19 protein-coding genes are annotated in these 22,339 nt (G+C 65.3%); 15 read left to right on the forward strand and 4 right to left on the reverse strand.

The window, feature by feature from the left end; all coding sequences use genetic code 11:
- The first annotated feature begins 27 nt into the window (after nt 1-27).
- The 7 genes from aruF (at nt 28) to F3J17_RS14530 (ending at nt 8,774) form a co-directional block, all read left to right on the forward strand.
- Nucleotides 28-1,143 carry an arginine/ornithine succinyltransferase subunit alpha gene (gene aruF, locus F3J17_RS14500; protein WP_167059427.1) on the forward strand — a complete coding sequence of 372 codons (1,116 nt, stop codon included), beginning with the start codon at nt 28-30 and terminating at the stop codon, nt 1,141-1,143.
- A complete protein-coding gene (astA, locus tag F3J17_RS14505) occupies nt 1,140-2,168 on the forward strand; it encodes an arginine N-succinyltransferase (RefSeq protein ID WP_167059430.1) in 1,029 nt (342 codons plus the stop codon). Before aruF ends, astA begins: the two co-directional genes overlap by 4 nt.
- A gap of 16 nt (nt 2,169-2,184) precedes the next feature.
- Nucleotides 2,185-3,648, forward strand: coding sequence for a succinylglutamate-semialdehyde dehydrogenase (gene astD, locus F3J17_RS14510; protein WP_167059433.1), 1,464 nt, complete (start codon nt 2,185-2,187; stop codon nt 3,646-3,648).
- Nucleotides 3,649-3,657: 9 nt separating this feature from the next.
- A complete protein-coding gene (astB, locus tag F3J17_RS14515) occupies nt 3,658-5,022 on the forward strand; it encodes an N-succinylarginine dihydrolase (RefSeq protein WP_167059435.1) in 1,365 nt (454 codons plus the stop codon).
- The gene (gene astE / locus F3J17_RS14520) at nt 5,006-6,043 is read left to right on the forward strand and encodes a succinylglutamate desuccinylase (protein ID WP_167059438.1); all 1,038 of its coding nucleotides are present in this window, start codon (nt 5,006-5,008) and stop codon (nt 6,041-6,043) included. The genes astB and astE overlap by 17 nt, the downstream gene beginning before the upstream one ends.
- Nucleotides 6,044-6,273: 230 nt before the next feature.
- Nucleotides 6,274-7,074 carry an ABC transporter substrate-binding protein gene (locus F3J17_RS14525; RefSeq protein WP_167059441.1) on the forward strand — a complete coding sequence of 267 codons (801 nt, stop codon included), beginning with the start codon at nt 6,274-6,276 and terminating at the stop codon, nt 7,072-7,074.
- Nucleotides 7,075-7,436: 362 nt separating this feature from the next.
- A complete protein-coding gene (locus F3J17_RS14530) occupies nt 7,437-8,774 on the forward strand; it encodes an EAL domain-containing protein (RefSeq protein WP_167059443.1) in 1,338 nt (445 codons plus the stop codon).
- 55 nt (nt 8,775-8,829) lie between these two features.
- On the opposite strand, the gene F3J17_RS14535 is transcribed toward F3J17_RS14530, so the two are convergent.
- Together F3J17_RS14535 and F3J17_RS14540 are read right to left on the reverse strand one after the other, a co-directional pair.
- Entirely contained in the window at nt 8,830-10,272 is a 1,443-nt protein-coding gene (locus F3J17_RS14535) for an HDOD domain-containing protein (protein WP_167059751.1), read from the reverse strand.
- 54 nt (nt 10,273-10,326) lie between these two features.
- On the reverse strand, nt 10,327-12,336 hold the full coding sequence (locus F3J17_RS14540) for a sensor domain-containing phosphodiesterase (RefSeq protein ID WP_167059446.1): 2,010 nt from the start codon (nt 12,334-12,336) through the stop codon (nt 10,327-10,329).
- Nucleotides 12,337-12,758: 422 nt separating this feature from the next.
- On the opposite strand from F3J17_RS14540, the gene F3J17_RS14545 reads away from it, so the two are divergent.
- The 7 genes from F3J17_RS14545 to F3J17_RS14575 all read left to right on the forward strand — a co-directional run bounded on the left by F3J17_RS14545 (nt 12,759) and on the right by F3J17_RS14575 (nt 17,694).
- Nucleotides 12,759-14,132, forward strand: coding sequence for an EAL domain-containing protein (locus F3J17_RS14545; RefSeq protein ID WP_167059449.1), 1,374 nt, complete (start codon nt 12,759-12,761; stop codon nt 14,130-14,132).
- A gap of 153 nt (nt 14,133-14,285) precedes the next feature.
- Complete coding sequence (locus F3J17_RS14550) at nt 14,286-14,849, forward strand: peroxiredoxin (protein ID WP_167059452.1); 564 nt, start codon at nt 14,286-14,288, stop codon at nt 14,847-14,849.
- 212 nt (nt 14,850-15,061) lie between these two features.
- Nucleotides 15,062-15,529: a hypothetical protein gene (locus F3J17_RS14555; RefSeq protein ID WP_167059455.1), complete on the forward strand. Its 468-nt coding sequence runs from the start codon at nt 15,062-15,064 to the stop codon at nt 15,527-15,529.
- Nucleotides 15,530-15,559: 30 nt separating this feature from the next.
- Nucleotides 15,560-16,135, forward strand: a complete 576-nt coding sequence (bamE, locus tag F3J17_RS14560; protein WP_345891192.1) for an outer membrane protein assembly factor BamE — start codon at nt 15,560-15,562, stop codon at nt 16,133-16,135.
- A gap of 50 nt (nt 16,136-16,185) precedes the next feature.
- A complete protein-coding gene (locus F3J17_RS14565; protein ID WP_167059458.1) occupies nt 16,186-16,452 on the forward strand; it encodes a hypothetical protein in 267 nt (88 codons plus the stop codon).
- Nucleotides 16,453-16,534: 82 nt separating this feature from the next.
- On the forward strand, nt 16,535-17,014 hold the full coding sequence (locus F3J17_RS14570) for a helix-turn-helix domain-containing protein (protein ID WP_167059461.1): 480 nt from the start codon (nt 16,535-16,537) through the stop codon (nt 17,012-17,014).
- Nucleotides 17,011-17,694, forward strand: a complete 684-nt coding sequence (locus F3J17_RS14575) for a nucleotidyl transferase AbiEii/AbiGii toxin family protein (protein WP_167059464.1) — start codon at nt 17,011-17,013, stop codon at nt 17,692-17,694. The genes F3J17_RS14570 and F3J17_RS14575 overlap by 4 nt, the downstream gene beginning before the upstream one ends.
- Nucleotides 17,695-17,706: 12 nt before the next feature.
- Here the strand turns inward: F3J17_RS14575 and F3J17_RS14580 are convergent, their stop codons facing one another.
- Nucleotides 17,707-18,342: a LysE family translocator gene (locus tag F3J17_RS14580; protein WP_167059467.1), complete on the reverse strand. Its 636-nt coding sequence runs from the start codon at nt 18,340-18,342 to the stop codon at nt 17,707-17,709.
- Nucleotides 18,343-18,501: 159 nt separating this feature from the next.
- On the opposite strand from F3J17_RS14580, the gene F3J17_RS14585 reads away from it, so the two are divergent.
- Nucleotides 18,502-18,954: an Lrp/AsnC family transcriptional regulator gene (locus F3J17_RS14585; RefSeq protein ID WP_167059470.1), complete on the forward strand. Its 453-nt coding sequence runs from the start codon at nt 18,502-18,504 to the stop codon at nt 18,952-18,954.
- A 67-nt stretch (nt 18,955-19,021) separates the two neighbouring features.
- Here the strand turns inward: F3J17_RS14585 and F3J17_RS14590 are convergent, their stop codons facing one another.
- Complete coding sequence (locus F3J17_RS14590; protein WP_167059473.1) at nt 19,022-22,336, reverse strand: efflux RND transporter permease subunit; 3,315 nt, start codon at nt 22,334-22,336, stop codon at nt 19,022-19,024.
- Between the last annotated feature and the right edge of the window lie 3 nt (nt 22,337-22,339).

The following is a 22,339-nucleotide window of genomic DNA, read 5'->3' on the forward strand; positions in this document are numbered from 1 at the left end:
CGCCCTTTATCCGAATCAGGACCGACGATGCTATTCGTTCGCCCCGCAAGGCTCTCCGATCTCGATGCGATCGCCCATATGGCGCGCACCGCGCAACCCGTGCTGCACTCGCTGCCGCACGACCGCGCAGCGCTGGAGGCGCGCATCGCGCTGTCCGAAGACTCGTTTCGCGCCGATGTCGATTTTCCGGGCGAGGAGTTCTATCTCTTCGTGCTCGAAGATTCGGCCACGGGCAAGCTGGTCGGCACGTCCAGCATCGTCGCGGCAGCGGGTTACGCGGAGCCGTTCTACGCGTTTCGCAACGACGCGCTGATCCACGCCTCGCGCGAGCTGCACGTGAACCGCAAGATTCACGCGCTCACCATGTCGCACGAGCTGACGGGCAAGAGCCGCCTCGCGGGTTTCTATATCGATCCCGCGCTGCGCGGCGATGCGGCCGCGCATCTGATGTCGCGCGCCCGCATGATGTACGTGGCGATGAATCGCCGTCGCTTCACGCCTGAGGTGTTTTCGCTGCTGCTCGGCGTGACTGACGATGCAGGCGTGTCGCCGTTCTGGGAAGCGGTGGGGCGCAAGTTCTTCGGGCGCGATTTCAAGGACATCGAAATGGCCTCGGGCGGCCGCAGCCGCACCTTTATCGCCGAAGTGATGCCCGCGTATCCGATCTACGTGCCGCTGCTGCCGGAAGGCGCACAGCGCGTGCTGGGCGAGCCGGACCCGAGCACCTTGCTCACGTACGAGATCCATCTGGAAGAGGGCTTCGAAACCGACCGCTACGTCGATATTTTCGACGCCGGCCCGGTGCTCACGGCGCAGGTGGATCGCACGTCGTCGGTGGCGGGTAACCAGACGCGCACGGTGCGTGAAAGCGCAAGCGCGGTCGATGGATCGGCGTGGCTGGTCGCCAGCCAGCAGGGCGGCGAATTCCGCTGCGCACTGGCGACGCTGCCGCTCATGCCCGCCACGTCCGCAACCGCGCTGCATCGCGGCGCGCACGCCGTGCGAGGCGACGCGCCGCTCGACGCTGCCACGCGCGCCGCGCTCAACGTGCAGGATGGCGAAACGGTGCGCTGTGCGCCGCTTTATCGTCCTGACGAAGATGGACAGGACAACGAGGATGTATCGATGGGAGAGACGCAATGATCGTAGTACGCGTCGTGCAGACGGGCGATGTGGATGCGCTCGTCGCGCTGGCCCAGGAAACCGGCCCCGGCCTCACCACCTTCAAGCCCGACCGTGACGCGCTCGCCGCGCGTATCGAGCGCACGCGCCGCACGCTGGCGGGCGAGGCGAGCGCCGCCGAAGCGGGCTACTTCTTCGTGATGGAAGACACCGCGACCGGCGATGTGGCGGGCGTATGCGGCATCGAAACCGCCGTGGGTCTCACGCAGCCGTTCTACAACTACCGCGTGAGCACGGTGGTGCACGCGAGCCAGGATCTGGGCATCTGGACGCGCATGCGCGCGCTCAACATCTCGCACGATCTGACCGGTTACGCCGAAGTCTGCTCGCTGTTTCTGTCGCCGCGCTATCGCACGGGCGGCATGGGCGGGCTGCTGTCGCGCTCGCGCTTCATGTTTATCGCGCAGTTCCGCGAGCTGTTTCCGGAGCGTATCTGCGCGGAACTGCGCGGCCATTTCGACGCGGAAGGCTCCTCGCCGTTCTGGCGCGCGGTGGGTTCGCACTTCTATCAGATCGACTTCAATGCCGCCGATTATCTGAGCGCGCATGGCCGCAAGTCTTTCCTCGCGGAGCTGATGCCGCGCTATCCGGTCTACGTCGAACTATTGCCCGACGAAGCACAGGCGTGTGTCGGCCTCACGCACGCGGACACGGTGCCCGCGCGCCGCATGCTCGAAGGCGAAGGGCTGCGTTATGAGAATCACGTCGATATTTTCGATGCGGGTCCGGTGCTCGAATGCCATATCGCCGACTTGCGCACGGTGCGTGAAAGCGTGCTGGTGCCGGTGCAGATCGGTGAAGCGACGGCGGAAGGCAACACGCGTTCGCTGGTGTCGAATACGTCGCTGACCGATTTCCGCGTGGGCTTCGCGCCGGGCGTGGTGCAGGGCGGCGCATTCACGCTGAGCGCGCAGGAAGCGGCGGCGCTGAACGTGAAGGAAGGCGAACAGGTGCGCGTGCTGGGCGCGTCGCACGCAGCACGGTAAAGAAAAAAGGATGACCATGAACGAGCTTTTCATCGATGGCCAATGGTGCGCGGCAAGCGGTCCTGCATTCGCGTCGCGCAATCCCGGCACCAACGAAACCGTGTGGAGCGGCAACGCCGCCAGTGCCGAGGATGTTGATCGCGCGGTGAACGCCGCGCGTCGCGCGTTCCCCACGTGGGCGCAGACGCCGTTCGAGACGCGCTGCGAGATCGTCAAACGTTTTGCCGCGCTGGTGAACGAGCGCAAGGAAGACCTCGCGCGCGCAATTGGCCGCGAGACCGGCAAGCCGCTCTGGGAAGCGCGCACCGAAGCGGCGTCGATGGCCGCCAAGGTCGCCATCTCGATCACGGCCTATGGCGAGCGCACCGGCGAAAAGCGCAGCGACATGGCCGATGGCGTGGCCGTGCTGCGTCATCGTCCGCATGGCGTGGTGGCCGTGTTCGGTCCGTACAACTTCCCGGGTCATCTGCCCAACGGCCATATCGTGCCCGCGCTGATCGCCGGTAATGCGGTGGTGTTCAAGCCGTCCGAACTCGCGCCGGACGTTGCGCGCGCAACGGTCGAAATCTGGAAGGACGCGGGTCTGCCCGCGGGCGTGCTCAATCTCGTGCAAGGCGAACGCGACACGGGTATCGCGCTGGCGAATCATCGCCAGATCGACGGCCTGTTCTTCACCGGCAGCTCGGATACCGGCACGCTGCTGCATCGCCAGTTTGGCGGGCGTCCGGAGATCGTGCTGGCGCTGGAAATGGGCGGCAACAATCCGCTCGTGGTCGCGCCGGTCGAGGATATCGACGCCGCCGTGCATCACGCGATCCAGTCGGCGTTTCTGTCGGCGGGGCAGCGCTGCACCTGCGCGCGCCGCATTCTGGTGCCGTCGGGCGAATTCGGCGACCGCTTTATCGAGCGTTTTGTCGAGGTGTCCTCACGAATCGCCGTGGGCGAATACAACGCCGATCCGCAGCCCTTCATGGGCGCGGTGATTTCGGCGCGCGCGGCCGCGAAGCTGATCGAGGCGCAAACGCTGCTGCTCTCGCGCGGCGCGAAGGCCTTGCTGCCGATGCAGCAGCGCGATGCGGCGCTCGGCTTTGTCACGCCCGGCATTCTGGACGTGACGGGCGTGGCCGATCTGCCGGATGAGGAGCACTTTGGCCCGCTGGCGCAGATCATCCGCTACGCCGGTTTCGACGACGCCATCGCCCAGGCGAACAACACGGCCTACGGTTTGTCCGCCGGCCTGCTCGCCGACGATGCCGCGCTCTGGCAGCGCTTCTCGCGCGAAATCCGCGCGGGCATCGTCAACTGGAACCGTCCGACCAACGGCGCGTCGAGCGGCGCGCCCTTCGGCGGCCCGGGCCGCTCGGGCAATCATCGCCCCAGCGCCTTCTACGCCGCCGACTACTGCGCCTGGCCGATGGCCTCGGTGGAAAGCGCACAACTGCAGATGCCCGCGAGCGTTTCGCCGGGCCTTCAATTCTGAGGATCGACGATGAGCAATACCGCCAAGCTGGCCGCCACCGCGCTCGAAGCCAATTTCGACGGTCTGGTCGGCCCCACGCATAACTACGCCGGACTGTCGTTCGGCAACGTCGCCTCGCAGAACAACGAGAAGTCGGTGGCCAATCCGCGCGCCGCTGCGCAGCAGGGTTTGCGCAAGATGAAGCGCCTCGCCGATCTGGGCTTTGCGCAGGGCGTGCTGCCGCCGCAGGAGCGGCCGTCGATTCGCCTGCTGCGCGAACTCGGGTTTACGGGCAAGGACGGCGACGCCATCGCGCGTGCCGCGAAAGATGCGCCCGAACTGCTGGCCGCGGCCAGTTCCGCCTCGGCGATGTGGACCGCCAACGCGGCGACCGTCAGCCCGTCGGCGGATACGCCCGAGCGCCGCGTGCACTTCACGCCCGCGAACCTGTGCAGCAAACTGCATCGCGCGATCGAGCACGAGTACACGCGCCGCACGCTGGGCGCGATCTTCGCCGATCCGTCGCATTTCATGGTGCACGACGCGCTGCCGGGCACGCCCGCGCTCGGCGACGAAGGCGCGGCCAATCACACGCGTTTTTGCGCGGAATACGGCGTGCGCGGCGTGGAGTTCTTCGTGTATGGCCGCAGCGAATACCGCCGTGGGCCGGAACCGAAGCGCTTTCCGGCGCGCCAGACCTTCGAGGCGAGCCGCGCGGTTGCGCAGCGCCACGGCCTGAATGAAGCCGATACGGTGTTCGCGCAGCAAAGCCCGGACGTGATCGACGCGGGCGTGTTCCATAACGACGTGATCGCCGTCGGCAATCGCACCACGCTGTTTTGTCATGAGCGCGCGTTCGTCGATCAGCAGAAGGTCTATGAGGAACTGCGCAGCAAGCTGGGTGCGCACGGCACGCCGTTCAACGTGATCGAAGTGCCCGATGCGCAGGTGAGCGTCGCGAACGCCGTCTCGTCGTATCTGTTCAACAGCCAGTTGCTGAGCCGCGCGGATGGCAAGCAGGTGCTGGTGGTGCCGCAGGAATGCCGCGAAAACCCGCACGTGGCGATGTATCTGGACGATCTGACGTCGAAGAGCGGTCCGATCGACGAGGTGCTGGTGTTCGACCTGCGCGAGAGCATGAAGAATGGCGGCGGCCCGGCCTGCCTGCGTTTGCGCGTGGTGCTCGACGAAGCCGAACGCGCTGCCGTCGCGCCGGGCGTGTGGATGAACGACACGCTGTTTGCGCGCCTCGATGCGTGGATCGAAAAGCATTATCGCGACCGCCTCGCGCCGCAGGATCTCACCGATCCGGCGCTGCTGGTGGAGTCGCGCACGGCGCTCGACGAACTCACGCAGATTCTCGGCCTCGGGTCGCTTTATGACTTCCAGCGCTGAAGTCGTGCTGGCCGATTTTCTCGGCGCGACGCTGGGCGGCGTGCGTCCTGCCGATCAGGCGCTGGGTGTTTGCGCGAACGGCGCGGTGCGCTGGCGGTGGCAGGACGAAGGCGTGCTGCTGCTGGAGCCCGCCGAGGTCAAGGAAGCAACGCGCAGCGTGTTGCTCTCCGCAGGCGTGCATGGCGATGAGACCGCGCCGATCGAACTGCTCTCGAAGATCGTCGCCGATATCGCCGCTGGACGACTGGCGCTGGTTTGTCGCGTGCTCGTGGTGCTGGGCAACGTCAACGCCATGCGCGCGGCCACGCGTTACGAGGACGACGACCTGAACCGGCTGTTCGGCGGCCGCCACGCGCGGGTGCCGCAGAGCCGCGAAGCGCCGCGTGCGATTGCGCTGGAAACGGCGGCGCAGCGCTTTTTCGCCGAGGCCTCGAACGCGCCGGGCGCGCGCTGGCATCTGGACATGCACACCGCGATCCGCGCTTCGGCGTTCGAGCAGTTCGCGCTGTTGCCCTATACGGGCGGTGCGCCAACGCGGGCGATGTTCGACTGGCTCGCCGATGCGCGCATCGCCGCCGTGCTGATCCACACTGAAAAGGGCGCGACCTATTCGTCCTTTACCGCCGATCATTGCGGCGCGACGGCCTGCACGCTGGAACTCGGCAAGGTGCGGCCGTTCGGCGAAAACGATCTTTCGCGTTTCGCCAATGCCGATGCGGCCGTGCGCAGGCTGGTTGCGGGCGCAACGAACGATGCCGACGCCGCAATGCCGCGTGTGTTCACCGTGATCGGCCAGATCACGAAGCAGAGCGACGCGTTCAAGCTCCACGTTGCCGCCGATGTGCCGAACTTCACGCCATTCGCACGCGACACCATCCTGGCCGAAGATGGCGACTATCGCTATGTGGTGGCGCATGACGAGGAGCGCATCGTCTTTCCGAATCCCACTGTGAAACCGGGTCTTCGCGCGGGTCTACTGGTGATCGACACCACCGCCGAAACGCTCGCCACGCTCGTATAGGCCAATAGAAGCGCGCCGCGCACTTGCGCAGCCACGACACGCAATTGCAACTTCGCAGCAGGGCCGAATCCCAGGCCCGGCCCGCGGGCGCGGTACAATCGCGCCCCTGCGGTTGCTGCGGCGCATCAGAAAGGGTGCGATCGTTTGAGCCGCATTTTTGGCGCAGCGATCCTGTGCCGCGCCCCGCATATCGACGGAGCGCACCGTATTTCGACTGGATAGAGACACTGATGAACATGAACTGGAACAAGCTGGCCACCTTCGCGCTCTGCACGGCCGTTACTTTCGGCGCGGGCGCGTCGCTCGCACAAGCGGCCGATCTCAAGGAAATCCGCTTCGGCGTCGAGGCGTCGTATGCGCCGTTCGAATCGAAATCGCCCAGCGGCGAGCTGCAAGGCTTCGATATCGACGTGGGCAACGCCGTCTGCGCGAAGCTCAAGGTGAAGTGCGTGTGGGTGGAAAACTCGTTCGACGGCCTGATCCCGGCGCTGCAGGCGCGTAAGTTCAACGCCATCAACTCGGACATGACCATCACGGATCAGCGCCGCCAGGCCATCGACTTCACCGATCCGATCTACGCGATCCCCAACCAGATGATCGCGAAGAAGGGCAGCCCGCTGCTGCCGACGCCGGAATCGCTCAAGGGCAAGCACGTTGGCGTGCTCCAGGGCACGATCCAGGAAACCTACGCGAAGGCCAAGTGGGCGCCGGCTGGCGTCGACGTCGTGCCTTACCAGACTCAGGATCAGATCTACGCGGATCTCGTCTCGGGCCGTCTGGACGCCGCCTTCCAGGACGCCGAAGCCGCTTCGAAGGGCTTCCTGAACAAGCCGCAAGGCGCGGGCTTCGCGTTCGCCGGCCCGCAGGTTGTCGACGCCAAGCTGCTCGGCGAAGGCGTGGGCTACGGCGTGCGCAAGAACGACGCAGCGCTGAAGGCCGCGCTCAACGGCGCACTCAAGGACCTGAAGGCTGACGGCACGATCGACAAGATCGCCGCCAAGTACTTCGACGTGAAGGTCGTGCTGAAGTAAGCGTGCAACGCTGAAAAGCGCACCGCGTAGTACACGATACCGGCCAGTGAGAACTGGCCGGTATTTTTTACTGGATAAATAATTCGTGATCCTGATTAATGCCGTGAAAAGGCCTGTATCGACGCGGCTTTCCGTTTAAACAACAACCGAGAATTTCGTCGAATTGAGTGTCCGCTTCATATGCCGGACGTATCCGCCAGGATAGAATTGGTAAGGTAGAGAAGAGCGGCTGACGCAGCGTTTCACCTGAAATCAAGGCTGAAAATGCGCGCGGCGAGCAAGAACGAGTCGACAAGACCCGCCACACGAGACACCACACGACCTTGGCGCCGCCTCAGGCACGGCGCCTTGCGGGGGACCCCATGAACTTCAGTGCCGCAGACCGACCAGGCATGTCGGGCGTCGAAGGCGATCAGTCATCCAGCGGCCCGTTGGCCGATCCCTGGCAGGTTTATTTCGCGCGTCAGCCCATGCTCGACCGCGACGGCATGCTGTGCGCGTACGAAACGCTGCCGCGTGCCGTGCGTATCGCGGTGGAAGGGGAGGTGGACCCGCAGGCGAGCGCTGGCCGCGCGCTCATCAAAGCCTTCTGCGCACCGGCTTTGCGCGCTTCGCTGAGCGGCCATCCCGCGTGGCTCGACGTCACGCGCGAAGCGCTGTTCGACGACACCTTGCTGCGCCTCGCCCCTGATAGCGTGATGCTGGAGTTGCCGGTGGGCATCGGCGCTGATCCGGATCTGATCGCGCGGCTGATCGTCTTGCACAAGAAGCGCTATCGCTTCGCGCTCGACAACGTGACGAAGGCGGATGAATCGTTCGCGAAGCTGCTGCCCTATGTGGACGCGATCAAGATCGATACGCAGGACATCGCGCCCGCGCTGTTGCCGAAGTTCGCGAGCATCCTCAAGTCGGCGGGCAAGATTCTCGTTGCGCTCAATGTGGAGTCGCCGGACGCGCACGATCGCGCGCACGCGCTGGGCTTCGACCGCTTCCAGGGCTACTACTTCGCGAAACATCAGGGCGGCTCGCGTCGCGCGAGTGCGCCGCGTCAGGCGCTGCTGAACCTGCTGCAACTGCTTGCCGCGGAACCCACGGTGATGCAGCTCGAAGCGGAGCTCAAGCTCAATCCCGTGCTGGTGATGCACTTGATGCGCCTCGCCAATTCGAGCAGCTACGCGCTGGGCCGCAAGGTCACGACGCTGCGCGAGGCGATCAACGCCACCGGCACCAACCGCATCGCGCGCTGGACGCAACTGCTCCTTTACGCCGATGGCCGCAAGGTCAAGCTCGAAGACGATCCGCTGCTGCAACTGGCCGCCACGCGCGCGCGCTTCATGGAACTGGCCACGGCCATCCTGCCGGAAGCCGGGCCGAGCGAAGAGGACGCGGCGTTTCTGGTCGGGGTGTTTTCGTTTGTCGATGCGGTGTTTGGCGGCGCGCTCGATGACGCGCTTGAAGTGCTGCGCCTGCCCAAGCCGATTCGCGCCGCCATTACCCAGCGCGAAGGCGTGCTGGGACGTCTGCTCGACGTGATCGAGGCGCTGGAGCGCGGCGACTGGGCGGCCGTCGATATGGCCTGCGCGAACCTCGCGCCGCTCGATGCAAGCGCAGTGGCGGCGTTGGCGCTGACCTCGGCGGAGTGGGCCGGCATGGCCGACCGCAACGCCGAAGCGCAAGGTCTGGAACGGATCGAAGATTGAAGCGTGAGGTTTGCGCGCAAAGGCCTGAAGTTCTTTCAGGCCTTCACGGGCGCGCTCAAGCCTTGACGGGATGCGCCGCGAAGAAACGCGCGAGTTCGTGAGCGAGTTCGTTGAGCGCGCTCATTTCCTTCTGCGAGATGCGGCGCGGTTCCTGGCTCATCAGCCAGTCGCCGTAGACCAGCGCCACGGGCGCATCGCCCGGCACCGCCACCGGCAGCAGCACGAAGGCGCGCGTATCGTCGAAGCGCGCGCGATACCAGCCCGGCAGACGCGCGAGCATCTTCGGGTCGCGCGCATTCTCGATGAAGATGCCCACCGAGTTCGCGATCGCCAGATGGAACACATCGGGCTGAAACGCCGCGCTGAACGACAGCTTTTCCAGACCGTCTTCCATCTGCGGACCAAAGCCGCGCTGCGCCTCGAACATGTTCGCGCCGCGTCGCACGAATACGACCGTGCGCGCGAAGCCTAAACCGGCCAGCACGGTTTCGGTGGCCAGCGTGAGAGCGGTGTTCAGCGAGCTATCGGGCGGCAGCGAGCGCAAATCTTCCACGCCCGCGGAAATCCGCGCCTCGGGGTCGAGCGCCTCGCGCGCGATCGCGTCGGCGTTGGCGCGCAGCTCGACGATCTCGCGCATCACGCCGTCGTCGGCTTCCTCGCGCGCCAGCGCAAGGCTCATCTGCACCAGCGTTTCCGGATCGGTGGAGAGCGCGCGGCCGTAGAAGTGGGCGAGGTCGGTGATGTGCTCTTCGCGCGCCTCTTCGGTCAAGCCCGGCGTGGTCAGCACGCGCGCGACTTCGGTCGAATAGTTGGTGATGGCGCGCAGCCATTGCACATTACGCGGCTCGGTGCCAGCCGGGTCGAATTCGCCCATGCCTTCGCGGATCGCTTCGGGCAGACGCCAGCGCGAGGCGGCATCCTGGCCGATCTCGGCGAAAGTCACGCCCAGCACGTCGATGCAGGCTTCGTCTTCGCCCACGCCGTTATCGCATTCGCGGCGGATCTGATCCCATTCCGGTTCGAGGTAGAACACCACCAGCAGCTTGCCGACCTGACGCATCAGCGTGCAGACCACGGCTTCTTCGCCAGCGCGCAGATCGCCGCGTTCGGTGAGCTTGCGCGCAACGAAACCGGACAGCATCGTGCGGTTGAGTTCGAGCTTGGCGTCGATGCGGCGCGGCGCGCTGTGATGGAAGTGATCGACGATCTTCAGGCCGACCACGAGATGGCCGACCGCGTCCATGCCGAGCACCATCAAGGCGCGCGTCACGGTGGTGATATTGCCGCCGAAGGCCATGTACATCGCCGAATTGGCCAGACGCAGCACCTTCTGCGTCAGCGCGAAGTCCGACAGCACCACCTTCACGAGCGCGCTGAAATCGTAGTCGTCGTTCGTCATGGCGGCGACTGTGGTGCGCAGCGATTGCGACAGCATGGGGAAGTCCCCGCGCTCGTTCATGCGAGCCCAGAGCCGGTCGAGCAGGACAGCCTTTACCATCTGAACCATGTCAATTTCGCTAATGCCCTGCGTGTATCGATTGCGGTGTCGGCATCAGTGCACGGTATGAACGTGCAGGGTGCGCGACTCGAAACGCTGCGAGAGCTCCTCGGAAGGCAACGCCTTGCAGACGAGCCATCCCTGGATGTGGTCACAGCCCATCTTCGTGAGCAACTCGCGCTGCGCCTCGGTCTCGACGCCTTCAGCGACGAGTTCGAGTTCCAGCGTGCGCGCAAGGCCCACAACCGCGTTGACGATCGCCTGATCGTTACGCGACGTGAGCAGATTCTCGACGAAGCTGCGGTCGATCTTCAGTTTCGAAAGCGGAAAGCGCTGCAGGTAGGCAAGGCTCGAATATCCCGTGCCAAAGTCGTCCACAGCAAAGCGGATGCCCAGACCCGTGAGTTCTTCGAGCAGCTTCACCGCGTGCTGCGGATCCTGCATCAGCAGGCTTTCGGTAATTTCGAAGACAAGCCGACGCGGATCGAGCCCGGTGAGCTGGATCGCCTCCTGTACGCTGTCCTTGAAACGCGGATTACGGAACTGCTGCGGCGACACGTTGACGGCGATGTACTGCAAGGCGATGCCTTGCTCGTCCCATTGCGTCAATTGCATGCAGGCCGCTTTCAAAACCCAGTTGCCGAGATAATTAATCAGCCCGACGGATTCCGCAAGCGGAATAAACGTTGAAGGCGGCACGAGACCGTGCAATGGATGTTGCCAGCGGATCAGCGCTTCGACCCCCACCACACCGCGCGTCGCGCTGCTGGTGATGGGCTGGAAGTGCAGCGAGAACTCGCCATTGCGCACGCCATCGTAGAGATCCGACTCCAGCTTGAGCAGCAGTGCATCGGTCGGATCGTTGTCGGGGACATGCAACATCAGCGTGTTGCCGCCCGCTGCCTTGGCCGTCTGCAACGCCTGGTCGGCGCGGCGGATCAGCGGCGTGGTGTCGGGGTGGCCGTCCACGGGGGCGTCGGTGGTGGCGACTTCCGAGCCCGCATTCGTGCCGGCCGCTGCGCCCGCCTGAATGCGCTGATCGGGATGAAAGGCGATGCCGATGCTCGCCGACAGATGCACGGGCTGGTCGCGGAACGTGTAAGGCTGCAGCACCGAGGTGAGCAGACGGCGCGCGAGCGCTTCGGCGGCTACGCGGATGTCGCCCGGTTCGCCGCGCAGTTGCGGCGTGATCAGAATGGCGAATTCGTCGCTGCCGATGCGCGCGATCAGCTCGCCTTGCAACGCGAGGTGGCTCAGACGGCGCGCGGTCTCGCGCAGCAGTTCGTCGCCGGCGTCGTAGCCGAGTGCGCGGTTCACGCGCTGGTAGTCGTCGAGGTCGAGCAGCAGCAGGGCGACCGGTACGCCATGCGCGTCGGCTTCGGCCTGGGCGCGTTCGAGCGCGGGGCCGAGCGCCGCCTGGTTGGGCAGGCCCGTGAGCGGATCGTGATGCAGCGCGTGAGTAAGGCGCGCCTGCGCGCCTTGCCATGCCGACACATCGAAGCCCGCGATCGCGAAGCCGTCCATGCCCGCGTAGGACGCGCGCTGCACGCGCAGCTCCACGGCCATCGGATAGGTGAGGGCCTTGATCAGGTCGACCGTGGTTTTCTCGACGCCGCCGCTTTCCAGCGCGCGCACGAAGAGCGCGTCGAGACGCGCGAGATGTTCGGGCGCGACGAGGTCATGCAGCGTGGCGCCGAGCAGGAACTCGCGGTGATAGCCGGCAAAGCGCAGGCTGGCGTCGGAGACGTAGAGAAAGCGCAGATTGCGGTCGACGTGCACGAGGAAGTCGACCGCGGCGGCCGTCTGTTCGAACGAGCGCGAGACGGCGTCGGAATGCGGAACGGGCAGATTCGGCGCAGGCGCACCGCCGCCGTCGGCAGCGGTGGGCGCATGGACGGCTTTCGCAAACGCGGCCATTTCGGCGGCGGCGGGCACGAGCGGCGCGCCGCCCGTTGCGGCAAGCGGAGCGCCGGTTGCGCCACCATGGCCGGCGCGCGCCCGCAGGCGGTCCATGACCGTGCGTAGCCAGCCCGGGCGGGGCGCGGTGATCCTGTTCGCTTCCATGTGTATCGCTGGCAACCTGTGTGCTAGTCGGCGTGTATGCGTGGTTCGTGTCAGTCGCGCGGCGTGCGGCCACCGGCATGACACGCCCCATCAGACCAAGATATCGACCGTCCGGACAAAATCTTTAGTGGCTGCGCAGAAAAAACGGCCAGAGGGCCAACTCCTCGCCAGGCACGATGCCAGCGCGCGCAGATTCAGTTAAAGTTGCGCCGGTCGGACGTCCCCGGCGATGCAGAATGCATGCTCAGCGCCCCGCGCGCAAGAGTTTGGGTTAGTCTTTTGGTTCAGCCTGATGCGAACCGGGGCGCCAGACCGGCCATTTTCCAGTAAGTCAATTTTTGACCGGTTATTGTCCGATCAGGTCCGCGAGCCACGCGCACCGGGTCTTCGAGACCGAATTTATTCGCCCGAGTCTTTTCGCCATGTCCGATTCATCGTCAGCGTCCGCCCGACCGGAGCATCCGGCCGAGCCAGGCGATAGTGGCTCCGGCGCACCGCAGTCCAGCCTGCCCGCGCAGTCGTGCGCCCCGTCGTCTGCCCAGAGCGCCGCCGTGCAGCCGTTCGTCTATCTGGGCCGTCAGCCCATCCTTGACCGCAACGGCGCGCTCAACGCCTACGAGCTGCTGTTCCGCGGCGGCCCCCAGAACCGCGCTGACGTCTTCGATGACGCGCTCGCCACCGCCCAGGTGATGACCCGCACGATGGGTCAACTCGGGGTGCAGGCCGTGCTGGGACGCCACCACGGCTACGTCAACATGAGCCGCGAGCTGCTGTTCGACGACATCGTCCACCTGCTGCCGCCCGACCGCTTCGTGCTCGAAGTGCTGGAGCACGTCGGTTTCGACACGGCGGTGCTTGAGCGGCTCGCCCAGTTGCGCCGTTCGGGCTACCGCATCGCCTTCGACGACGTGAACGCCCTGACCGACGGCCTGCGCCGCGCGCTGCCTTACGCGGACATCGTCAAGGTCGATCTGATGCAGACCGAGCGCGCGGCGCTGCCGGCGCTCGCCGCGGCGATTTCCGCCGAGGGCAAGACGCTGATCGCCGAGAAGGTCGAAACGCGCGAGGATTTCGAATACACGCGCGATCTGGGCTTCGACCTGTTCCAGGGTTACTTCTTTGCGCGTCCGCAAGTGCTGCGCGCGCCGAAAGTGCGGGCTTCGCGCCTCGCGCTCGTACGCCTGCTTGCGCTGGTGGCGGGCGACGTCGGCATCGCCGAACTCGAAAACGAACTGCGCAGCCACCCGGGCGTGGTGGTGCAACTGCTGCGCCTCGTCAATTCCAGCGCCTACGCGCCGGGGCGGCCGATCTCGTCACTGCGCGAGGCCGTGCTGGCGGCGGGCACGCGCCAGATCGCACGCTGGGCGCAACTGCTGCTCTACGCAAGCGGGCGCGATCTGCCGTGGGCCTCGGACCCGCTCGTGCAACTGGCGGGCACGCGTTCGCACTTCATGGAACTGGCCGCGCGCAGCCTCGCGCCCAATGACGCCGATTTCGCCGACGCCGCGTTCATGACCGGCATCTTCTCGCTGGTGCATGTGCTGGTGGGATCGACGCCCGCGCATACGCTCGAACGCCTTGGACTGTCGCGCGAGATCAGCGAAGCCGTCGACGGTCAGCGCGGCGAACTGGGCATGCTGCTGCGCGTGGCCGAAGCCGCCGAACAGGGCGACGACCAGCTCGCGCAATCGCTCATCGTCCAGGCGGGCGGGCGCTTCGAGGCGCTCACGCCGCCGCTGCTCGGCGAGTTGAATCTGTGGGCGAGCGCGTGGTTCTCGGCTTATGCGGATGGTTGAAAGACACGCGTAAGACATCGTCTCCGGGCGCGCCGCATCCTGCGCGCGCGGGCCGAGTGTGGTCCAATAGGGACGCTCGCCGCGCGGTGCAGGTTGCGCACGCGAACGGCGATCCGTTCAAGGACCACGTCTAGGACCACGAGGACATCCGACATGAAACCGAGGTATTTCGCGGCCGCCGCCGCGGCGCTCGTGTGCGCCGGACTTTCGCTGTTCGCGCTGAGCGCGCAGGCCACGCTCAAGCCGGGCGACCCGGCGCCCGACTTCACGACCCAGGCATCGCTGGGCGGCAAGACCTACACCTATTCGCTCGCCTCCGAACTCAAGAAAGGCCCGGTGGTGGTGTACTTCTATCCGGCCGCTTTCACCAAGGGCTGCACGATCGAGGCGCATGAATTCGCCGAAGCCGTCGACGAGTACAAGAAGTACGGTGCAACCGTGATCGGCGTTTCGCACGACAACATCGACACGCTCACGAAGTTCTCGGTGAGCGAGTGCCGCAGCAAATTCCCGGTGGCCGCCGATGAGGACTCGAAGATCATCAAGTCGTATGACGCGTCCATGCCCCTGCATGAGTCGATGGCCAATCGCGTGTCCTACGTGATCGCGCCGGACGGCAAGGTCATCTACGAGTACACCAGCCTGTCGCCCGACCAGCACGTCGAAAACACCCTGCGCGCCGTGAAGGAATGGGCCGCGCAGCATCCGCAGCAGTAATCCTGACGCCAGCGCGGCGCGCGCCCGACGCCGACGGCCTTGCGGTGAGACAAGTTCTCACCACGGGGCCGGTACGGCGTGTGCTGCACGCTGGTATCGTGCAGACCGCCTGCGAAATCCCGCCTCGATCCCTTTGCGCGAACGCGCCTGAATGCGTTCGCGCGGTCCGCACAGTACGCACAGTACGCACAGTACGCACCGTCCGTTTTCGTATGCCCATATTCGTCCTGCTTTTTGCTCTCGCCGCGCTCGTGTATGGCGCGCTGCGGGCGTATCAGTCCATCGCCGCGCACTTTGGCACGGGCGTGGCGATTGGCGCCGCCGTGGTGGCGGCGCTGATCGTCATCGCGCTCATCGCGTACTGGCTGCAGCGCCGCCGCGACATCGCGCCGAATCTGCGCGGCGAGGGCAACTGGACCCATCGCGTGTCGGGTGCGTGGGGCGAAGCCAGGCTCGCGGCCGGCAAACGCCTGTGCGACATCACGCAAGGCGCGGAACACGGCGCATACATCTTCGCGGACCTGCAAAGCGCGCAGTGCGAACGCGATGCAAGCGGCTGGCACGTCGCGCTGCGCGTGAGCGACGCGCGCAAACCGCTCTGGCAATTGCCGATGCCCAGCGAGCGCGAGGCGAAACGCTGGGCGCGCATCTTCACGCTGGCTATTGCCCAGAAACTTTGATCGTCGCAATTTTGTAACTGCCTGATTTTTATGCTTGATTCCTCATCGTTCGTGCATAGATTGCCGATGTTGCGCGCGTGTTGTCTGGGCCTTGCGCTGGCTGCGGGTGCGACGCTTTTTAGCGGCTGCGACCAGCAGAAAGTCGCCGATGCCGTCAACGCGATCAAGCCCGATTCAATGGCGTTCGGCGGCCTGAAGATCGGCGTGTCGACCGTCGAGGACGTGCGCCGCCAGGCGGGCAAACCCGAAATCGTCTGGCAGAACGACGACGGCACCGAACGGCTCGAATACCCGCGTGGCCCGAACGGCCTGAACACGTGGATGCTCGACTTCGACGCCGATGGCAAGCTCGTCGCCATGACTCAGGCGCTGACGGCGCAGAACATCGCCCAGGTGGTGCCGGGCATGACCCAGGATGATGTGCGACGGCTGCTCGGCAAGCCGGCCGAGGTCGCGAAATACGCGCTCAGTCACGAGGAAGTGTGGAGCTGGCACTGGGCCGAAGGCGGTGTAACCGGCGACGGCATGTTCAATGCGCATTTTTCGCCGGATGGGCTGGTGGTGCGAACCTCGCGCTCAGATGCGCCGGGGCATGGAACGCACTGAGGTGGCAGCAAGGTAGTCACGAGCGCTTGATTGCGCGGGAGGGGCCGAAGATGAAGCGTCTGGCGTTGTTGTGGAGAATCGTGAAGGGTGACGCGCGCGTGCTGTGGTACGCGCTGCGCCAGCCTGGCCGCCCGGTCTGGCTGCTGCCGGCGACGGTGCTGCTCGGGCTTTATGCGCTCGATCCGTTCAATATCGCGCTGCCGGTGGCCGGCGTGATCGACGACGGGATCATCGTCCCGCTCGTGCTGCACCTGCTGGTGAAATGCCTGCCGATGGAGATGAGGCGGGCGGGGCGGTTCGAAAGCGCGCGGGGGTGAAATTGTGCGGCCCGATCTAGTTTGATGTAAAGTATATCTTACATCAACGGGCCACCTGACACGGCGGCTTGCGGAGGCCGTCATGCAACTCTACGAAATTGGCCACGCCGTGGCGACGCGGCGGGCGGAACTCGATCTCACCCAGGCGCAACTCGCCAAACTCGCGGGCCTCTCGCGCCTGACCGTCAATCAGCTCGAATCGGGCAAGCTCAACGACCTTGGAATCAACAAGCTGATTCCTTTGCTCAGCGTGCTCGGGCTCGAACTGGCGGCGTTCGCCCGGCCGCCGCAGCGTGGTCTCTACAAGGCCACGGTCAGCGCGAATGTCAGCTACGACGGTCATCTCACGGAGCGCCAGCTGTCTAAAGCGCTAGCTTCCGGTCAGATTCCCGAAGGTTGCGAATCGCAGATTTCGACGATTCTCGATGAAGTGCCGGTGCCGGTCGTCGTCAAGGCGGTCGAAGAGGCAGCGAAGAATTCCGGCACGCCCGCGCGCGATATCTGGAAGCACCTCGCGGCCTGGTCAAAGGCGCTGCATCTTTATCGGGGAGTGTGGGTATGAATATGCCCGCGACATTGCCGGATGGTCCCTGGCAGCCGCTCTTTCGGGAAGCGATGCGTCTGATCGACGAGATCCGCACGCATGGCACTTCGACACCGTTCTGGACGTTTGGCGGCGGCACGGCGCTGATGCTGCGCTACGGTCATCGGATGAGCCGCGACATCGATCTTTTCGTGCCGAATCCTCAATACCTGGGCTATGTGAATCCGCGCATCAACGACACCGCGGCGGAGATCACCCAGGACTACGAGGAACACGCCCAGTTCGTGAAGCTGATCCTGCCGACCGGAGAGATCGACTTCGTCGTGTCGCAGAATCTGACTTCGCCCGGCTTTGACGAATGGACCTTGATGGGAGAACCCGTCAAGGTTGAAACCGCTGCGGAAATCGTCGCCAAGAAGATGTGGTATCGCGGCGACCGGCCGGCCGCGCGCGATCTGTTCGACCTGAGCCTCGTGATCGAGCGCGAACCCGAGGATCTCATGGCAGCGGGCGCGTGGCTCGTGCGGCACCGCGAGACGTTTCTGCGCCTGCTGGTTGAACATCGCGCGTTCATCGCGGCGCGATTCAACGATATCCTCACGCTGGATTACACGCCTTCGTTCGATTACTGCGCGGCGTTGGCGACGGATTTTTTACAGTCGATTCCCGGACCGGTCGCTTCAAAGCCGCCGCGTTGATGTGCGAGCGCCTCAACCCTGCCGCACAAACGCAAACACCTGCTCCGCGAACAACAACAGCGCCACCACGATCATCGCCGCGCCCGAAAGCTGGCTGACGATACGCGCCGCTTTCGGCCGGGTGCCCAGCACCGCCTTCGACCCCAGCCCGACCACCGAATACACCGACGCGCAATTGAGCATATGCAGCGCGCCGAGCACCACGATCTGCACGGACACCGACCAGCCCGCGCCGGGCCGCGTGAACTGCGGCAGCAGGGCGACGAACAGCAGGATCGCCTTCGGGTTGAGACCGCTGATCGCGAAGCCGCGCAGCGCCCATCCTTGCTTGCTGCTTTGCGTCTGGCCGTCATCGGCCGAAAGCTGCGTCGCGGGTCGCATCACGGTCTTCACGCCCAGCCACAGCAGATACGCGCCGCCCACCACGGTCAGCACCGACAGGACCGCCGGCACGCTCGTCACCAGCGTGCCCACGCCCGCCGCGACCACCAGCGTGATCGCCAGATAGCCCAGCAACATGCCGCCCACGGCGGGCGCGACCACGCGTCCGCGCAGCCCCGCTGAAATCGCATAGGCCCAGTCCGCTCCCGGGACCATGACGAGGGAGAACGAGACGATCCAGAACGCGGTCAACAGACTTGCTTGCACTGCTGTACTTCCCTTTTATCGACGGTGTTGCGCGCGCGAGGTCCGCTCAGGAGGATCCGGATGGCATGCGCGCCAAGGTCGCAAATATTAGGGTTTTCGAGCAGAGAAGTGCTCCCTATTTCTTGTCATGAGGTGTCAAATGGCGCTAGTATTTCGCGTATGGATGCCATTGACCGCAAGATTCTTGCTGAGATCCAGCAAGATGGACGACTTTCAATCACGGAGCTGAGCGAACGCGTGGGCTTGAGCCTGTCGCCGTGCCAGCGACGGCTGCGCGCGCTCGAAAGCGCGCAGGTCATCAGCGGCTATCGGGCGACGATCGAGCCGTCGGCGGTGGGGCTGAATTTTTCGGCGATCGTGTTCGCGACCCTGCGCGAGGGCAGCAGCGAAAACGTGCAGGATTTCGAAGACGCGCTGGTCGACATCCCCGAAATCACACGCGCCGAACGTCTCTTCGGTGAGCCCGACTACATGCTGCACGTCGTCACGCGCGATCTGAAGGCGTTCCAGACGCTTTACGACCGCCGTCTGCTGCCGCTGCCGTCTGTTCTGCGGCTCACGTCCACGCTCGTGATGAAGAGCATCTTTCAGGACCGGCCGCTGCCGCTTTAAAGCACAAAGCGGTTGAAGCTTGCGCCTCAACCGCTTTTGCCATTGTCGTCACGACCGCGTCAAACGCTCATTCGACCGCCCGCGGCGGCGGTGCGATCTTGCCGCGTTTCGCGTCCCACCAGACGCGCAGGCGGTCCATATACAGGTACACCACCGGCGTCGTATAGAGCGTGAGCATCTGGCTCACGATCAGCCCGCCGACGATGGAAATCCCCAGCGGCGCGCGCAGTTCCGCGCCTTCGCCGCTGCCGAACGCCAGCGGCAGCGCGCCCAGCAGGGCCGCGAACGTCGTCATCATGATCGGCCGGAAGCGCAGCAGACACGCCTGGAAGATCGCATCGCGCGAATTCAGGCCTTGGCGCGACGCCTCGATGGCGAAGTCCACCATCATGATCGCGTTCTTCTTGACGATGCCGATCAGCAGGATCACGCCGATCAGCGCAATGATGCTGAATTCCGTCTTGAAGAGCAGCAGTGCGAGCAGGGCGCCCACGCCCGCCGAAGGCAGCGTCGAGAGAATCGTCAGCGGATGGATATAGCTCTCGTACAGGATCCCTAGCACGATATAGACGGCCAGCAGCGCGGCCAGGATCAGGATCGGCTGGTTGTCGAGCGATTGCTGGAACGCCTGCGCCGTACCCTGGAAGCTGCCGTGGATGGTCTGCGGCATGCCGATTTCGGCCATCGTGTCGTAGATCGCTTGCGTCGCGTCCGAGAGCGACTTGCCCGGCGGCAGGTTGAACGAGATCGTCGAGGCCACGAACTGGCTCTGGTGATTCACCGAAAGTGGCGTCGTGCCGGGCCCGAACGAGGCAATCGCCGAGAGCGGGATCATCGTTTCCTTCGCGGTGGACACCGCCGCGCCCGAGGACGCGCTCGACTTGCCGCTGGCGGCGAGCGAGTTGGTCGCCAGGTTGCGCGCGGAGTCGGCGGCCAGCGCCGCGGCGCTCGATGAGGTGGTGCCGCTCGTGCCGCCCGTCGATGCGCTCGACGTGGTGGCGGTGGGGCCGGTGACCGTGCCCGCCGTCGCGTTGGTGCTTTGCGCGCCGCTCGCCGTGCCGCCCGAGGTACTGACCCAGATCTGGTTGAGCATTTCCGGGCTCTGCCAGTATTGCGGCGCGACTTCCATCACGACGTGATACTGGTTGAGCGGGTTGTAGATCGTCGAGACCTGGCGCTGGCCGAACGCGTCATAGAGCGTGTTGTCGATCTGCGAAGGCGTGATGTTCAGGCGCGCGGCGCTCTTGCGGTCGATCGTCACCATCGACTCCAGTCCGCCTTGCTGCTGGTCCGAATTCACGTCCGCGAGTTCGGGGCGCGCCTGCAGCGCTTCCGTGAGCTTCGGCCCCCACTTGTAGAGGTCGGTGGTGTTGTCGGCGAGCAGCGTGAACTGATACTGCGCATTCGATTGCCGGCCGCCCACGCGGATGTCCTGCACGGCCTGCAGGAAGGTGCGCGCGCCCGCCACGTTCGACAGCGGCCCGCGCAATTGCGCGATCACTTCGTCGGCGGACAGCTTGCGCTCGCTCTTGGGCTTGAGCGAAATGAACATAAAGCCGGCGTTGGTTGCGTGGCCGCCCGTGAAGCCCGCGACCGAATCGACGGCGGGGTTCGCCTGCACGATGCGCTGCATCTCGGCGAACTTCCCTTTCATGGCCTGGAACGAGGTGGACTGGTCCGCCTGAATGCCGCCGACCAGCCGCCCGGTGTCCTGCTGCGGGAAGAAGCCTTTGGGCACGATCACGTAGAGCACGACGTTCAGCGCGATGGTGGCGATCAGGATCAGCAGGATCAGCAGCGGACGCGCCAGCGCCCAGCCGAGCGTGCGCTCGTAGCCGCCCTGCAGGCGCAGGAAGCCGTGTTCGAGCCACTGCGCGAAGCGGCCTTCTTCTTTCTTTTCGTGGTGCTCGTCGAGCAGGCGCGAGCACATCATCGGCGTGAGCGTGAGCGAAACGGCCAGCGACACCGCAATCGCGAGCGACAGCGTGAGCGCGAATTCGCGGAACAGGCGCCCGACGATGCCGCCCATCAGCAGGATCGGCAGGAACACGGCCACCAGCGAGACGCTGATCGATAGCACCGTGAAGCCCACTTCGCGTGCGCCGATCAAGGCCGCTTCCATGCGCGTTTTGCCGTTCTCGATGTGACGCGAGATGTTTTCCAGCACCACGATGGCGTCGTCGACCACGAAGCCCGTCGCGATGGTCAGCGCCATCAGCGAGAGGTTGTCGAGCGAGAAGCCCATCAGATACATGGCCGCGAAGGTGCCGATGATCGAGATCGGCACGGCAACGCTTGGGATCAGCGTCGCGCGCCAGTTGCGCAGGAACAGGAACACCACCATCACGACCAGCGCCACGGCGATGATGAGCGTGCGCTCGGTGTCCTTGAGCGAGGAGCGGATCGTGACCGAGCGGTCGGAAGTGGGGATCACTTCGACGTCGGCGGGCAGCGAGGCTTTCAACTGCGGCAGCATCGCGATCACGCGGTCGACGGTCTCGATGATGTTCGCGCCGGGCTGGCGGTAGAGGATCACCAGCACCGAACGTTTGCCGTTGGCGAGCCCCAGGTTGCGCAGGTCTTCCACCGAATCGACCACTTCGCCCACGTCCGAAAGCTTCACGCCCGCGTTGTTGCGGTAAGCGATCACGAGGTCCTTGTACTGGCTCGCCTTGCTGGCCTGGTCGTTGGTGTACAGCTGGAAGCGCTGCGGGCCGAATTCGATGTCGCCCTTCGGGCTGTTCGCGTTCGCGGAGGCGAGCGCCGCGCGCACGTCTTCCAGACCGATGCCGTAGTGGAACAGCGCGTGCGGCTCCAGCTCCACGCGCACGGCGGGATTGGCCGAGCCGCTCACGTCCACTTCGCCGATGCCGTCCACCTGCGAGAGCGACTGTTGCAGCACCGTGGCCGCGGAATCGTAGAGCTGGCCCGCGCTGAGCGTGGGCGAGGTGAGCGCGAGGATCAGGATCGGCGCGTCGGCGGGATTGACCTTGTGGTAGGTGGGATTCGAGCGCAGGGACGTCGGCAGGTCGGCGCGGGCGGCGTTGATGGCGGCCTGCACGTCGCGCGCCGCGCCGTCGATGTCGCGGTTCAGGCCGAACTGCAGCGTGATGCGCGTGCTGCCCACCGAGCTTTGCGAGGTCATCTCGCTCACATCGGCGATCGAACCGAGGTGGCGCTCCAGCGGGCTCGCCACGCTGGTCGCCACGGTTTCCGGGCTCGCGCCCGGCAGCGACGCCTGCACCGAGATGGTCGGGAAATCCACCTGGGGCAGCGGCGCGACCGGCAGCTTCGTGAAGGCGAACAGGCCGGCCAGCGCGATGCCCAGCGCCAGCAGCGTGGTGGCGACGGGGCGCGAAATGAAGGGGCGCGAGAGGTTCATCGC

It is taken from the genome of Burkholderia sp. Ax-1719 (assembly GCF_011753055.1).
GTDB lineage: Bacteria > Pseudomonadota > Gammaproteobacteria > Burkholderiales > Burkholderiaceae > Paraburkholderia.

What these genes read in the sequence shown, in the direction of transcription:
- F3J17_RS14540 (WP_167059446.1), bottom strand. Translation starts at nt 12,336, where the DNA reads ATGGAAGCGAACAGGATCACCGCGCCCCGCCCGGGCTGGCTACGCACG.
- F3J17_RS14590 (WP_167059473.1), bottom strand. Translation starts at nt 22,336, where the DNA reads ATGAACCTCTCGCGCCCCTTCATTTCGCGCCCCGTCGCCACCACGCTG.
- F3J17_RS14565 (WP_167059458.1), top strand. Translation starts at nt 16,186, where the DNA reads ATGAAGCGTCTGGCGTTGTTGTGGAGAATCGTGAAGGGTGACGCGCGC.
- F3J17_RS14550 (WP_167059452.1), top strand. Translation starts at nt 14,286, where the DNA reads ATGAAACCGAGGTATTTCGCGGCCGCCGCCGCGGCGCTCGTGTGCGCC.
- bamE (WP_345891192.1), top strand. Translation starts at nt 15,560, where the DNA reads ATGCTTGATTCCTCATCGTTCGTGCATAGATTGCCGATGTTGCGCGCG.
- astE (WP_167059438.1), top strand. Translation starts at nt 5,006, where the DNA reads ATGACTTCCAGCGCTGAAGTCGTGCTGGCCGATTTTCTCGGCGCGACG.
- F3J17_RS14570 (WP_167059461.1), top strand. Translation starts at nt 16,535, where the DNA reads ATGCAACTCTACGAAATTGGCCACGCCGTGGCGACGCGGCGGGCGGAA.
- F3J17_RS14585 (WP_167059470.1), top strand. Translation starts at nt 18,502, where the DNA reads ATGGATGCCATTGACCGCAAGATTCTTGCTGAGATCCAGCAAGATGGA.
- F3J17_RS14530 (WP_167059443.1), top strand. Translation starts at nt 7,437, where the DNA reads ATGAACTTCAGTGCCGCAGACCGACCAGGCATGTCGGGCGTCGAAGGC.
- F3J17_RS14525 (WP_167059441.1), top strand. Translation starts at nt 6,274, where the DNA reads ATGAACATGAACTGGAACAAGCTGGCCACCTTCGCGCTCTGCACGGCC.
- F3J17_RS14575 (WP_167059464.1), top strand. Translation starts at nt 17,011, where the DNA reads ATGAATATGCCCGCGACATTGCCGGATGGTCCCTGGCAGCCGCTCTTT.
- astD (WP_167059433.1), top strand. Translation starts at nt 2,185, where the DNA reads ATGAACGAGCTTTTCATCGATGGCCAATGGTGCGCGGCAAGCGGTCCT.
- F3J17_RS14545 (WP_167059449.1), top strand. Translation starts at nt 12,759, where the DNA reads ATGTCCGATTCATCGTCAGCGTCCGCCCGACCGGAGCATCCGGCCGAG.
- aruF (WP_167059427.1), top strand. Translation starts at nt 28, where the DNA reads ATGCTATTCGTTCGCCCCGCAAGGCTCTCCGATCTCGATGCGATCGCC.
- F3J17_RS14535 (WP_167059751.1), bottom strand. Translation starts at nt 10,272, where the DNA reads ATGGTAAAGGCTGTCCTGCTCGACCGGCTCTGGGCTCGCATGAACGAG.
- astA (WP_167059430.1), top strand. Translation starts at nt 1,140, where the DNA reads ATGATCGTAGTACGCGTCGTGCAGACGGGCGATGTGGATGCGCTCGTC.
- F3J17_RS14555 (WP_167059455.1), top strand. Translation starts at nt 15,062, where the DNA reads ATGCCCATATTCGTCCTGCTTTTTGCTCTCGCCGCGCTCGTGTATGGC.
- astB (WP_167059435.1), top strand. Translation starts at nt 3,658, where the DNA reads ATGAGCAATACCGCCAAGCTGGCCGCCACCGCGCTCGAAGCCAATTTC.